Origin of the sequence: Pectobacterium araliae, assembly GCF_037076465.1 — a bacterium.
Lineage (GTDB): Bacteria > Pseudomonadota > Gammaproteobacteria > Enterobacterales > Enterobacteriaceae > Pectobacterium > Pectobacterium araliae.
Genome location: NZ_AP028908.1, coordinates 4,234,223 through 4,248,269 on the forward strand (window position 1 = coordinate 4,234,223; position 14,047 = coordinate 4,248,269).

The 14,047-nt window shown below is 48.3% G+C and carries 9 protein-coding genes, 5 tRNA genes and 3 rRNA genes; 2 read left to right on the plus strand and 15 right to left on the minus strand.

Annotation, left to right across the window (positions count from 1 at the left end; translation table 11 throughout):
• Window positions 1-193: 193 nt before the first annotated feature.
• The 9 genes from rplA to AACH44_RS19255 all read right to left on the minus strand — a co-directional run bounded on the left by rplA (window position 194) and on the right by AACH44_RS19255 (window position 4,415).
• On the minus strand, window positions 194-898 hold the full coding sequence (gene rplA, locus AACH44_RS19215; RefSeq protein ID WP_039494851.1) for a 50S ribosomal protein L1: 705 nt from the start codon (window positions 896-898) through the stop codon (window positions 194-196).
• Between the two features lie 3 nt (window positions 899-901).
• The gene (gene rplK / locus AACH44_RS19220) at window positions 902-1,330 is read right to left on the minus strand and encodes a 50S ribosomal protein L11 (RefSeq protein WP_261849988.1); all 429 of its coding nucleotides are present in this window, start codon (window positions 1,328-1,330) and stop codon (window positions 902-904) included.
• A gap of 162 nt (window positions 1,331-1,492) precedes the next feature.
• On the minus strand, window positions 1,493-2,038 hold the full coding sequence (gene nusG, locus AACH44_RS19225; protein WP_261849987.1) for a transcription termination/antitermination protein NusG: 546 nt from the start codon (window positions 2,036-2,038) through the stop codon (window positions 1,493-1,495).
• A gap of 1 nt (window position 2,039) precedes the next feature.
• Entirely contained in the window at window positions 2,040-2,423 is a 384-nt protein-coding gene (secE, locus tag AACH44_RS19230) for a preprotein translocase subunit SecE (RefSeq protein ID WP_011091855.1), read from the minus strand.
• A gap of 237 nt (window positions 2,424-2,660) precedes the next feature.
• Window positions 2,661-3,845 carry an elongation factor Tu gene (gene tuf, locus AACH44_RS19235; RefSeq protein ID WP_261846679.1) on the minus strand — a complete coding sequence of 395 codons (1,185 nt, stop codon included), beginning with the start codon at window positions 3,843-3,845 and terminating at the stop codon, window positions 2,661-2,663.
• Window positions 3,846-3,952: 107 nt separating this feature from the next.
• Window positions 3,953-4,028 (minus strand) — tRNA-Thr (locus AACH44_RS19240).
• A 6-nt stretch (window positions 4,029-4,034) separates the two neighbouring features.
• A tRNA-Gly gene (locus AACH44_RS19245) sits at window positions 4,035-4,109 on the minus strand.
• Window positions 4,110-4,239: 130 nt separating this feature from the next.
• Window positions 4,240-4,324: transfer RNA gene (locus AACH44_RS19250), tRNA-Tyr, on the minus strand.
• 15 nt (window positions 4,325-4,339) lie between these two features.
• Window positions 4,340-4,415, minus strand: a tRNA-Thr gene (locus AACH44_RS19255).
• A gap of 331 nt (window positions 4,416-4,746) precedes the next feature.
• Here AACH44_RS19255 and AACH44_RS19260 point away from each other — a divergent pair.
• On the plus strand, window positions 4,747-5,295 hold the full coding sequence (locus AACH44_RS19260; RefSeq protein ID WP_261849986.1) for a GNAT family N-acetyltransferase: 549 nt from the start codon (window positions 4,747-4,749) through the stop codon (window positions 5,293-5,295).
• 211 nt (window positions 5,296-5,506) lie between these two features.
• Window positions 5,507-6,457, plus strand: coding sequence for a type I pantothenate kinase (gene coaA, locus AACH44_RS19265; RefSeq protein ID WP_012772929.1), 951 nt, complete (start codon window positions 5,507-5,509; stop codon window positions 6,455-6,457).
• A gap of 29 nt (window positions 6,458-6,486) precedes the next feature.
• Here the strand turns inward: coaA and birA are convergent, their stop codons facing one another.
• The 6 genes from birA to AACH44_RS19295 all read right to left on the minus strand — a co-directional run bounded on the left by birA (window position 6,487) and on the right by AACH44_RS19295 (window position 13,781).
• Window positions 6,487-7,446 carry a bifunctional biotin--[acetyl-CoA-carboxylase] ligase/biotin operon repressor BirA gene (gene birA / locus AACH44_RS19270; protein ID WP_261849985.1) on the minus strand — a complete coding sequence of 320 codons (960 nt, stop codon included), beginning with the start codon at window positions 7,444-7,446 and terminating at the stop codon, window positions 6,487-6,489.
• The gene (murB, locus tag AACH44_RS19275) at window positions 7,443-8,480 is read right to left on the minus strand and encodes a UDP-N-acetylmuramate dehydrogenase (protein ID WP_261850007.1); all 1,038 of its coding nucleotides are present in this window, start codon (window positions 8,478-8,480) and stop codon (window positions 7,443-7,445) included. The genes birA and murB overlap by 4 nt, the downstream gene beginning before the upstream one ends.
• Before the next feature lie 153 nt (window positions 8,481-8,633).
• Window positions 8,634-8,749, minus strand: a 5S ribosomal RNA gene (gene rrf, locus AACH44_RS19280).
• 133 nt (window positions 8,750-8,882) lie between these two features.
• Window positions 8,883-11,790 (minus strand): 23S ribosomal RNA (locus tag AACH44_RS19285).
• A 233-nt stretch (window positions 11,791-12,023) separates the two neighbouring features.
• A tRNA-Glu gene (locus tag AACH44_RS19290) sits at window positions 12,024-12,099 on the minus strand.
• A gap of 140 nt (window positions 12,100-12,239) precedes the next feature.
• Window positions 12,240-13,781, minus strand: a 16S ribosomal RNA gene (locus AACH44_RS19295).
• The 16S, 23S and 5S rRNA genes sit together here with 1 tRNA gene alongside, the layout of an rRNA operon.
• Between the last annotated feature and the right edge of the window lie 266 nt (window positions 13,782-14,047).

Consider the following 14,047-nt stretch of genomic DNA (forward strand, 5'->3'; position numbering starts at 1 on the left):
AGAAAAACGTTATTTAGGCTCTGTCACCGTCTACGCAGGAGAATTAAGTTTCTTTCGAAACACCTGCGGTCTTGGACGGAGGCCTGGATAGGCCAGGCTCCAACCGAAAAATTCTTGAGTCGATCCACTTAAGGAACAACGGGCGTAAAATTATAGGTAAATCTCACACCCGAGTAAAGCGGAACAAAAGCTATTAGTTAGCAGCAGCGTTCAAGCCGCTTTGGTCGATGGCAACGCCAGCGCCCATAGTGGTAGACAAGCTAACTTTCTTGATGTACACGCCTTTCGCCTGAGATGGTTTTGCTTTTTTCAGCGCAACCAGCAGAGATTCCAGGTTTTCTTTCAATTTGTTAGAATCGAAATCAACCTTACCGATAGTGGTATGGATGATACCGTTCTTGTCGTTACGGTAACGAACCTGACCCGCTTTAGCATTATTAACTGCCTCAGCAACGTTAGGGGTTACCGTACCCACTTTCGGGTTTGGCATCAGGCCGCGTGGACCCAGAACCTGACCCAATTGACCAACAACGCGCATTGCATCTGGAGATGCAATAACAACGTCAAAGCCCATTTCGCCTTTTTTGATCTGATCAGCCAGATCTTCCATGCCCACAAATTCAGCGCCAGCAGCTTTAGCAGCTTCAGCGTTTGCACCTTGGGTGAAGACAGCAACGCGAACAGAACGACCGGTGCCGTGAGGCAGAACAGTTGCACCACGAACATTTTGGTCAGATTTACGTGCATCGATGCCGAGGTTAACAGCTACGTCTACACTTTCTACGAACTTAGCAGTGGCCAGCTCTTTGAGCAGAGCAACAGCTTCGTTGATGTCATACTGTTTAGTTACATCAACTTTGTCACGGATCACGCGCATGCGCTTGGTCAGCTTAGCCATTTATTAATCCTCCACTACCAGGCCCATGGAACGAGCAGTACCTGCGATAGAGCGCGCCATGGCGTCTACATCAGAACCAGTCATGTCCGCAGCTTTAGTTTCTGCGATTTCACGAACCTGAGCGCTCGTTAATTTACCGACTTTGTCTTTGTTCGGCTTACCAGAACCAGACTTGATACCAGCCGCTTTCTTCAGCAGAACTGCTGCTGGAGGCGTTTTGGTAACGAAGGTGAAAGAACGGTCAGAATAAACGGTAATAACAACCGGAGTCGGTAGACCCTTCTCAAGGCTTTCCGTTTTAGCGTTGAACGCCTTACAGAATTCCATGATGTTAACACCTTGTTGACCCAAAGCCGGACCTACTGGTGGGCTCGGGTTAGCCATACCAGCTGCAACTTGCAGCTTGACATAGGCTTGTACTTTCTTGGCCATTTAGCTTTCCTCAGTTGGGTAATAGCGCCTAGTAAAAGGCTCCCCGTGGTTTGTATTACGTTTCAGTCGCCGCTGAGGCCACTGAAAAACAAAAGGCGCGAAATTATAGGTTAATTTCGCGCCATAGGCAAGTCGCTATTTTCAGCAAGTCTTGTCAGGCAATTAGCCTTTTTCGACCTGAGCAAAGTCCAGCTCAACAGGTGTCGCACGACCAAATATAGAAACGGACACCTTCAGGCGGCTCTTCTCATAGTCAACTTCTTCGACAACACCGTTAAAGTCAGCAAATGGGCCGTCGTTAACGCGAACCATTTCACCCGGTTCAAACAGCGTTTTAGGACGAGGTTTATCACCAACTTGTTGGAGGCGATTCATAATCGCATCCACTTCTTTGTCACTAATTGGAGCAGGACGATCAGACGTGCCGCCAATGAACCCCATAACCCGAGGGATATTGCGCACGAGATGCCAGCTAGCATCTTCCATCACCATCTGAACCAAGACATAACCTGGGAAAAACTTGCGCTCACTCTTGCGACGCTGACCACCACGGATTTCGACTACTTCTTCAGTAGGAACCATGACTTCGCCAAACAGTTCTTCCATATTATGGAGTTTGATGTGTTCACGCAGTGATTGTGCTACGCGACCCTCAAAACCAGAAAACGCCTGAACGACGTACCAACGTTTCTTTGGAGCTTCAGACATCTTAGAACCTCAGGCCAGTGATAAACGATACCAAACGAACCAGAATACCATCCAGTCCCCACAAAATCAGTGACATCACGGCAGTCACCGCGGCAACGATTAACGTGGTGTGTAACGTTTCCTGACGAGTCGGCCAAATTACTTTGCGCACTTCAGTACGCGCTTCGCGAGCAAACGCTACGGTTGCTTTGCCTTTCGTGGTCAGCAATGCCACACCACCAGCTGCGGCGATCAGGATAACAACAGCCAGTGCACGCAGAGGAAGACTAAATTCGCGGTAATAATAATTGCCAACAATCGCAACAACCAGCAAGGCACCTACTACTAACCACTTAATCACTTCCAGGCTACGCCCACTATCCTGAGCTTCGGTATTCGCACTCATAAACCAACCTGTCACAATGATTCAGACAAATAACTTTGCCCCGCAACTACGGAGCAACCAAACCGAAAGATGTTCTGTGAAACGAATAATTCGGTATTTACGCCGTATCTACAGAGCCTATCTCACCAATGATTATATCTCACAATCGCTGATGAGATAGGTTCTACCATGACAGCGTAGAAAAAGGGCATCAAATGATGCCCTTTTATCGCGTGTCGCGTCAAACGTTATCAGCGATTAAGCGATAACTTTAGCAACAACGCCCGCGCCTACAGTACGGCCGCCTTCACGGATTGCGAAACGCAAACCGTCATCCATCGCGATCGGGTGGATCAGGGTAACAACCATTTTGATGTTGTCGCCCGGCATTACCATCTCTACGCCTTCTGGCAGTTCGATGGTGCCCGTTACGTCAGTCGTACGGAAGTAGAACTGAGGACGGTAGCCTTTGAAGAACGGAGTATGACGGCCGCCTTCATCTTTGCTCAGGATATACACTTCGGATTCGAACTGAGTGTGCGGCTTGATTGAACCCGGCTTAGCCAGTACCTGACCACGTTCGATTTCTTCACGTTTGATACCACGCAGCAGAACACCAACGTTCTCGCCTGCACGACCTTCGTCCAGCAGTTTGCGGAACATTTCTACGCCAGTACAGGTAGATTTCGCCGTATCTTTGATACCAACGATTTCAACTTCTTCACCGACTTTAACGATACCGCGCTCTACACGACCGGTAACAACGGTACCACGACCGGAGATGGAGAAAACGTCTTCGATTGGCAGCAGGAACGGCTTGTCAATCGCACGCTCTGGTTCTGGGATATAGCTATCCAGGTAACCAGCCAGTTCGATGATTTTGGCTTCCCACTCAGCTTCGCCTTCCAGCGCTTTCAGCGCAGAACCACGAACTACTGGCGTATCGTCGCCTGGGAAGTCGTACTGAGACAGTAGCTCACGCACTTCCATCTCAACCAGTTCCAGCAGCTCTTCGTCATCAACCATGTCACATTTGTTCAGGAACACGATGATGAAAGGAACGCCAACCTGACGACCCAGCAGGATGTGCTCACGAGTCTGAGGCATTGGGCCGTCAGTCGCAGCAACAACCAGGATCGCGCCGTCCATCTGGGCAGCACCGGTGATCATGTTTTTCACATAGTCGGCGTGTCCTGGGCAGTCAACGTGCGCGTAGTGGCGAGACGGGGTATCGTATTCAACGTGAGACGTGTTGATGGTGATACCACGTGCTTTTTCTTCTGGTGCGTTATCGATCTGATCGAATGCACGTGCGCTACCACCGTAGGTTTTAGCCAGAACGGTAGTGATTGCAGCGGTCAGCGTTGTTTTACCATGGTCAACGTGGCCGATAGTACCGACGTTAACGTGCGGTTTTGTACGTTCAAATTTTTCTTTAGACATCGATTGTCCCTCTAAGACACGGATAAATCGGTGGTATCACCACATCAACCAAGCGATAGCTTGCTGAATTTATTCACAGAAAGAAAATCAGGAGGAGGAAAAGGAAGTGGTGCTGATAGGCAGATTCGAACTGCCGACCTCACCCTTACCAAGGGTGCGCTCTACCAACTGAGCTATATCAGCACATCTTGGAGCGGGCAGTGGGAATCGAACCCACATCATCAGCTTGGAAGGCTGAGGTAATAGCCATTATACGATGCCCGCATCCTGGAACTCGGCTACCTAATTTTTCTGTAGATTTTGAATTTGGGGAATAAGGATTTATACACCCCGCCTTCATCGATCCGGTTTAATCTGACTACCGTATCGAATATCCTGTTACCAGGATTGAATTTGGTGGTGGGGGAAGGATTCGAACCTTCGAAGTCTGTGACGGCAGATTTACAGTCTGCTCCCTTTGGCCGCTCGGGAACCCCACCTGATTGTGTACTTGATGGTGCCGGCTACCGGAATCGAACTGGTGACCTACTGATTACAAGTCAGTTGCTCTACCTACTGAGCTAAGCCGGCATCAAGTGCTGCGCATTCTAGGTAGACACAGCGCTCGATGCAACAAAAAAATTGCGTAAAATGCACCATCGCTTAGATTTCATCCAAATCACCCCATAAATCTAGCGCAACAGCAAGAATTAGCACAAAGAACCACCAATTCCATCCAGTAAAGTGGAGGTTTCGCCATCAAACTTCCGCCTATGCCTCTTGCACCTAAAATACGGTTTTGCTCTTTAGAAGAGCACGCACTGCACTGACCGATGCTATTTTGCTCGCTTTTCTAAGGGAATGAACCTGGAATGCATTTTGCTTGGTTAGAAATAAATTTCTGTCGAAGAGGAAAAATACGATGAAAACCGTTCAACTCAATGCCGCAACCTTACCTGTCTATCGTGAGGAACTGGCTAGCCTATTGATAGATGCTGTAGAAAAAGGAGCTTCTGTTGGGTACCACTCGCCACTGTCCCACAAAGAAGCCACAGAATATTTTCATAGTTTGCAAACATCCGTCGCCAGCGGTGAACGCATGTTATGGGTAGCGCGTGATGAGGATGGTGTCGTCGGAAGCGTACAGCTTGAGTTGTGTCAAAAGCCAAATGGGAAAAACAGAGCTGAAATTCAAAAATTATTGGTTCACAGTCGCACAAGAAGAGCAGGAATAGGCCGACTGCTCATTCAACTATTGGAACAGAGCGCGCTTTCACAACAGAGGGGATTACTCTACTTAGATACTCAAGCAGGTTCCCCCGCAGAAACGTTCTACCGTACATTGGGCTATCGCCATCTGGGAGAATTACCAGACTATGCCTGCACACCCGATGGCTATTATCACCCAACGGCCATTTATTATAAGCGCCTCTTTGCCGTGAATGGTTTAGGTAAAGCCATCGCTAGCTAGCAAGTGCCCGATGCGTAAACATAGAAGCATCGGATACAGCACCGATTTTCTCTTCTTCTTTCTAGCAGCAAAGTGTTAACCTGCCCATTATCAAAAATTTATTACATAAGAGAAGGTGCCGCGATCATCGCGTTGGCTAAACTAATAGCCCGTTTTCTTCGCTGGGCTGAGAGTCCCTTTTCTTACCTGTGAAGCAGGCAGAACACGACTTATGAGCAATAGAGAGCAATCCCTGGCCACGCCATATCTACAATTTAACCGCAGCCAATGGGCCGCCTTGCGCGATTCCGTCCCGTTAACGCTGACAGAGGAAGAAATCGTTAAGCTCAAAGGGATTAACGAAGACCTTTCATTAGATGAAGTCGCGGAAATTTATCTGCCGCTATCTCGCCTGCTCAATTTCTATATCAGCTCTAATTTACGACGTCAGGCTGTGCTTGAGCAGTTCTTAGGAACTGATGGCCAAAAGATACCTTACATAATCGGTATTGCAGGCAGTGTCGCTGTAGGGAAAAGTACTACAGCTCGTGTGCTTCAGGCGTTATTAAGCCGCTGGCCGGAACACCGCAGTGTAGAACTTATTACAACCGATGGGTTTCTTCATCCAAATAAAGTGCTAAAAGAGCGCGACTTGATGAAGAAAAAAGGCTTTCCGCAGTCATACGATATGCATAGCTTGGTGAAATTTGTATCTGATATAAAATCAGGGACACACAAAGTCACCGCCCCAACGTATTCCCATCTGACATATGACATCGTCCCTAATAACAATAAAGTGCTGGAGCAACCTGACATTTTAATATTAGAAGGCTTGAATGTCTTACAAAGCGGAATGGATTATCCACATGATCCACATAGAGTTTTTGTTTCTGATTTTGTGGATTTTTCTATTTACGTGGATGCACCTGAAACACTGTTACAGACATGGTATATAAATAGATTTTTAAAATTCAGGCAAGGTGCATTCTCAAATCCAAATTCATATTTCCATAATTATGCAAAATTGACGGAAGAAGAAGCTGTCGGCATTGCATCTCAATTATGGAAGGAAATTAATGGACTTAATCTAAAAGAAAATATCCTCCCTACCCGAGAGAGAGCTAGTCTCATTATGACTAAAAGTGCTAACCATGCCGTTGAATGTGTTAGATTAAGAAAATGAATATGCAAAGGGGGATATCCCCCCCTTTTTTATGCACCGCGCAGAGAAATTTCCCCACCAATGTACGGTGTTATCAGACCATCGCTTTCTAATAACAATGCCCCCTGATGATCTATTCCTCGGTCTATCCCATGTATTTCGCGATTACCGATAATCAAACGGACCGAGCGATTAAAATAATTATCCAATTTTTCCCATCTGGAAATGAATGGTTCAAGACCTTGTAGTTCAAAGATAACCAAAGCACTTCTTAATTCAGAAATAAGAGTCGAAGCAAGAGTATTACGATTAATCTCTATACCTGCCTCTTGTAAATTTATCCAACCTTGATTAATCGTATCTGGAGCAGGTTCTCTCATTTGTAAATTAATGCCTGCACCAATGACTAAATTAGCAGCATCTCCCGTTTTTCCGGTAAGTTCAACAAGAATGCCAGCCAGCTTTCTATCCTTCAGATACAAATCATTCGGCCACTTGACTCGAACACCATCAGCACCAAGCTTATGTAGCACTTCGGCCATTACAATACCGATAACTAGACTCACCCCAACAGCTGCAGCTGGTCCCTGTTCTAGACGCCAATATAAGGATAAATACAAATTCGCACCAAAGGGTGAAAACCATTGCCGCCCCCGACGACCACGCCCAGATTGCTGATACTCAGCAAGGCATGCATCACCGGATGACAGCGTATCCAATCGTTCTAAAATGTACTGATTCGTAGAATCAACGACAGGTAAAACTGTCACGCCACCTTCTGGTAGGTGCTTAAGAATAACTTCTGCATCTAATAACTGCATAGGCGCTGGTAAAGAATAGCCCTTACCCGTTACAGTAAAAACATCAATTCCCCAATCACGTATAGTTTGAATATGTTTATTAATCGCAGCTCGGCTCATTCCCATCATTTCGCCAAGTAGCTCACCGGAAAAAAACTCACCATCAGAGAGGATTTTAATTAATTTAAGAGGAACCGTAATATCTTTCATGATAATACCTCGATGGCATTGACCTCTCCACACGCAGCAATAAAGCGAACTTCAGGCTCCAGCTGTATGGAGAATTTTTCAGCAACCTGATTGCGGACGTAACGAGCTAATTCAACAATATCTGAGCTTTTTGCGTTATTCTTATTAATCAGAACTAATGCCTGTTTCTCGTGAACAGCTGCACCACCAAGCTGGAATCCTTTAAGCTTACACTGGTCGATTAACCACCCAGCGGCCAATTTAACGTTACCATCGGCTTGTAAATACTGAGGCGCATTCGGATACTCTTGTAAAATATCTTTAGCATGCTGCTGTGTAACTATAGGATTTTTGAAGAAGCTACCTGCATTACCTGTCACTATTGGGTCAGGGAGTTTGCTTCGGCGCATATGGCATACAGAATCAAAGACCTGCTGCGACGTGACAGTCTTAGGATTCAGTTTTGCCAAATCACCGTAACTCAGTATTGGGCTCCACTCTTTCTTTAAAAAAAGCCCTACTGCAGTGATCGCAAACCCAGAACGATATTGATGCTTAAATATGCTTTCACGGTAACCGAATTGGCACGCCTCAGCACTAAGGCGTATCGTTTTATCTTCTTTTAGATCCAACAATTCAACATAATCGCAGACATGTTGTAACTCGATACCATATGCACCAATATTTTGTATTGGTGCCGATCCCACACATCCGGGAATTAACGCTAAGTTTTCTAACCCAGTAATGCCACATTTAAGCGTATATTCAACTAATTGGTGCCAATTTTCACCAGCACCAACATGAAGGTACCAGCCATCGCTTTCTTCGCGAATATCGATACCTTTGAGTCGATTTAACAGAATTGTGCCTAAAAAATCTTCCAGGAAAAGAACATTACTCCCTTCACCTAGCAATAAAACTGGTTCTTGAGATTCACTGGCGACACGCCACCCTTCAATCAATTTATCCTTAGTATCCGCAATCGTAATGCAAGATGCAGAAACAGATAATGAGAAAGAGTTATGAGACTTCAATGAAATAACGCTTGGCGCCATGATAGAAATACCGACTAATTTAGATATCACATAGTCTACCTGATCTACGTAAGATACCGACGGCATTTTACTAACCGGAAGATGTAAATCCGTCCCAATTTCTCCATAGCAAAAATCCCCCGTCTTTCGACAGAGGCTTTCCACGTGTTTGATGCCTGGCAGTTCCCTACTCTCACATGGGGAGACCCCACACTACCATCGGCGCTACGGCGTTTCACTGCTGAGTTCGGCATGGGGTCAGGTGGGACCACCGCGCTATCGCCGCCAGGCAAATTCTGTTTCATTCCAACCGTTATGCTTCGCTCTCGCTCTCGCACAACCATCAGAACCAATCCTAAAACAAGCTAAATATCAAAACATGTCTCTATGAGTCATCATCACTCAAAACACCTTCGGTGTTGTAAGGTTAAGCCTCTCGGGTCATTAGTACTGGTTAGCTCAACGTATCGCTACGCTTACACACCCAGCCTATCTACGTCGTCGTCTTCAACGGCCCTTCAGGGGCATCGAGTGCCCAGGGAAGACTCATCTCGAGGCAAGTTTCCCGCTTAGATGCTTTCAGCGGTTATCTCTTCCGCACTTAGCTACCGGGCAATGCAATTGGCATCACAACCCGTACACCAGTGGTGCGTTCACTCCGGTCCTCTCGTACTAGGAGCAACCCCTCTCAATCTTCCAACGCCCACGGCAGATAGGGACCGAACTGTCTCACGACGTTCTAAACCCAGCTCGCGTACCACTTTAAATGGCGAACAGCCATACCCTTGGGACCTACTTCAGCCCCAGGATGTGATGAGCCGACATCGAGGTGCCAAACACCGCCGTCGATATGAACTCTTGGGCGGTATCAGCCTGTTATCCCCGGAGTACCTTTTATCCGTTGAGCGATGGCCCTTCCATTCAGAACCACCGGATCACTAAGACCTGCTTTCGCACCTGCTCGAGCTGTCACTCTCGCAGTCAAGCTAGCTTATGCCTTTGCACTAACCTCCTGATGTCCGACCAGGATTAGCTAACCTTCGTGCTCCTCCGTTACGCTTTGGGAGGAGACCGCCCCAGTCAAACTACCCACCAGACACTGTCCGCAACCCCGATTAGGGGCCCACGTTAGAACATCAAACATTAAAGGGTGGTATTTCAAGGTTGGCTCCATGCAGACTGGCGTCCACACTTCAAAGCCTCCCACCTATCCTACACATCAAGGCTCAAGGTTCAGTGTCAAGCTATAGTAAAGGTTCACGGGGTCTTTCCGTCTTGCCGCGGGTACACTGCATCTTCACAGCGAGTTCAATTTCACTGAGTCTCGGGTGGAGACAGCCTGGCCATCATTACGCCATTCGTGCAGGTCGGAACTTACCCGACAAGGAATTTCGCTACCTTAGGACCGTTATAGTTACGGCCGCCGTTTACCGGGGCTTCGATCAAGAGCTTCGCCTTGCGGCTGACCCCATCAATTAACCTTCCGGCACCGGGCAGGCGTCACACCGTATACGTCCACTTTCGTGTTTGCACAGTGCTGTGTTTTTATTAAACAGTTGCAGCCAGCTGGTATCTGCGACTGGCTTCAGCTCCATCCGCAAGGGACTTCACCTACGCGCCAGCGTGCCTTCTCCCGAAGTTACGGCACCATTTTGCCTAGTTCCTTCACCCGAGTTCTCTCAAGCGCCTGAGTATTCTCTACCTGACCACCTGTGTCGGTTTGGGGTACGATTTGATGTTACCTGGAGCTTAGAGGCTTTTCCTGGAAGCGTAGCATTGGTTACTTCATCACCGTAGTGACTCGTCATCACGCCTCAGTGTTAACGATGACCCGGATTTACCTAAGTCACCCACCTTCACGCTTAAACCGGGACAACCGTCGCCCGGATAACCTAGCTTTCTCCGTCCCCCCTTCGCAGTAACACCCAGTACAGGAATATTAACCTGTTTCCCATCGACTACGCTTTTCAGCCTCGCCTTAGGGGTCGACTCACCCTGCCCCGATTAACGTTGGACAGGAACCCTTGGTCTTCCGGCGTGCGGGTTTTTCACCCGCATTATCGTTACTTATGTCAGCATTCGCACTTCTGATACCTCCAGCAACCCTCACAGGTCACCTTCGACGGCTTACAGAACGCTCCCCTACCCAACAACACCTAAGTGTCGCTGCCGCAGCTTCGGTGCATGGTTTAGCCCCGTTACATCTTCCGCGCAGGCCGACTCGACCAGTGAGCTATTACGCTTTCTTTAAATGATGGCTGCTTCTAAGCCAACATCCTGGCTGTCTGTGCCTTCCCACATCGTTTCCCACTTAACCATGACTTTGGGACCTTAGCTGGCGGTCTGGGTTGTTTCCCTCTTCACGACGAACGTTAGCACCCGCCGTGTGTCTCCCGTGATAACATTCTTCGGTATTCGTAGTTTGCATCGGGTTGGTAAGTCGGGATGACCCCCTAGCCGAAACAGTGCTCTACCCCCGAAGATGAGTTCACGAGGCGCTACCTAAATAGCTTTCGGGGAGAACCAGCTATCTCCCGGTTTGATTGGCCTTTCACCCCCAGCCACAAGTCATCCGCTAATTTTTCAACATTAGTCGGTTCGGTCCTCCAGTTAGTGTTACCCAACCTTCAACCTGCCCATGGCTAGATCACCGGGTTTCGGGTCTATACCCTGCAACTTAACGCCCAGTTAAGACTCGGTTTCCCTGCGGCTCCCCTATTCGGTTAACCTTGCTACAGAATATAAGTCGCTGACCCATTATACAAAAGGTACGCAGTCACCTAACAAGTAGGCTCCCACTGCTTGTACGTACACGGTTTCAGGTTCTATTTCACTCCCCTCGCCGGGGTTCTTTTCGCCTTTCCCTCACGGTACTGGTTCACTATCGGTCAGTCAGGAGTATTTAGCCTTGGAGGATGGTCCCCCCATATTCAGACAGGATGTCACGTGTCCCGCCCTACTCATCGAACTCACAACTTGTGCATTTTTGTGTACGGGACTATCACCCTTTACTGTGCGACTTTCCAGACGCTTCCACTAACACACAAACTGATTCTGGTTCTGGGCTCCTCCCCGTTCGCTCGCCGCTACTGGGGGAATCTCGGTTGATTTCTTTTCCTCGGGGTACTGAGATGTTTCAGTTCCCCCGGTTCGCCTCATTAACCTATGTATTCAGTTAATGATAGTGTGTCGAAACACACTGGGTTTCCCCATTCGGGTATCGTCGGGTATTACGCTTCATATCAGCTTACCGACGCTTATCGCAGATTAGCACGCCCTTCATCGCCTCTGACTGCCTAGGCATCCACCGTGTACGCTTAGTCGCTTAACCTCACAACCCGAAGGTGTCTTTGAGTAATCAAAGTCACGTATCGCGCTGCGATTATTTGAGAGACTCATTGACAGACTGATTCACCATTGACACCCGCAGGTATCAATGTTCATTCAGCTGTCATGTTTCAATTTTCAGCTTGTTCCAGATTGTTAAAGAGCAATATCGTAAACATGACTCCGAAGAATCATCTTTAAGATATTCATGATAATGTCTTTCACTCATTATCGGATTGGCGTCCCCAAGGGGATTCGAACCCCTGTTACAGCCGTGAAAGGGCAGTGTCCTAGGCCTCTAGACGATGGGGACACGAAAAATCCGTACCGGATCATAAACCCGGCACTCTCGCGTCAGCATGAGTTTACACTCATCGCATCAACAGGTGCGCTTGCTCAGTATTTTCATCAGACAATCTGTGTGAGCACTTCACTCAACGCACATCTTTTTGGTAAGGAGGTGATCCAACCGCAGGTTCCCCTACGGTTACCTTGTTACGACTTCACCCCAGTCATGAATCACAAAGTGGTAAGCGCCCTCCCGAAGGTTAAGCTACCTACTTCTTTTGCAACCCACTCCCATGGTGTGACGGGCGGTGTGTACAAGGCCCGGGAACGTATTCACCGTAGCATTCTGATCTACGATTACTAGCGATTCCGACTTCATGGAGTCGAGTTGCAGACTCCAATCCGGACTACGACGTACTTTATGAGGTCCGCTTGCTCTCGCGAGGTCGCTTCTCTTTGTATACGCCATTGTAGCACGTGTGTAGCCCTACTCGTAAGGGCCATGATGACTTGACGTCATCCCCACCTTCCTCCGGTTTATCACCGGCAGTCTCCTTTGAGTTCCCGACCGAATCGCTGGCAACAAAGGATAAGGGTTGCGCTCGTTGCGGGACTTAACCCAACATTTCACAACACGAGCTGACGACAGCCATGCAGCACCTGTCTCACAGTTCCCTAAGGCACCAAAGCATCTCTGCTAAGTTCTGTGGATGTCAAGAGTAGGTAAGGTTCTTCGCGTTGCATCGAATTAAACCACATGCTCCACCGCTTGTGCGGGCCCCCGTCAATTCATTTGAGTTTTAACCTTGCGGCCGTACTCCCCAGGCGGTCGATTTAACGCGTTAGCTCCGGAAGCCACGCCTCAAGGGCACAACCTCCAAATCGACATCGTTTACAGCGTGGACTACCAGGGTATCTAATCCTGTTTGCTCCCCACGCTTTCGCACCTGAGCGTCAGTCTTTGTCCAGGGGGCCGCCTTCGCCACCGGTATTCCTCCAGATCTCTACGCATTTCACCGCTACACCTGGAATTCTACCCCCCTCTACAAGACTCTAGCCTGTCAGTTTTGAATGCAGTTCCCAGGTTAAGCCCGGGGATTTCACATCCAACTTAACAGACCGCCTGCGTGCGCTTTACGCCCAGTCATTCCGATTAACGCTTGCACCCTCCGTATTACCGCGGCTGCTGGCACGGAGTTAGCCGGTGCTTCTTCTGCGGGTAACGTCAATCGGTAAGGTTATTAACCTTACCGCCTTCCTCCTCGCTGAAAGTGCTTTACAACCCGAAGGCCTTCTTCACACACGCGGCATGGCTGCATCAGGCTTGCGCCCATTGTGCAATATTCCCCACTGCTGCCTCCCGTAGGAGTCTGGACCGTGTCTCAGTTCCAGTGTGGCTGGTCATCCTCTCAGACCAGCTAGGGATCGTCGCCTAGGTGAGCCATTACCTCACCTACCAGCTAATCCCATCTGGGCACATCCGATGGCAAGAGGCCCGAAGGTCCCCCTCTTTGGTCCGAAGACGTTATGCGGTATTAGCTACCGTTTCCAGTAGTTATCCCCCTCCATCAGGCAGTTTCCCAGACATTACTCACCCGTCCGCCGCTCGTCACCCAGAGAGCAAGCTCCCCTGTGCTACCGCTCGACTTGCATGTGTTAGGCCTGCCGCCAGCGTTCAATCTGAGCCATGATCAAACTCTTCAATTTAAGATTTGTTTGATTTGCTGAACTCGTCAGCGATGCTCAAAGAATTAAAACTGTTTATTCGTAATGAATTTCACTGTTGTTCACTCTTCAAGACTTTTTATATCGTTAAGATACGGTCTTGTGAGTGCCCACACAGATTGTCTGATTATATTGTTAAAGAGCAGTGCCACTTCATCGGTGGCGCGGGCTGCATATACTATGCTTTTCCGCTGTGAAGTCAAGTCATTACTGACCGCCTTCGTTGAATCTTTTTTCCTGACACCGCA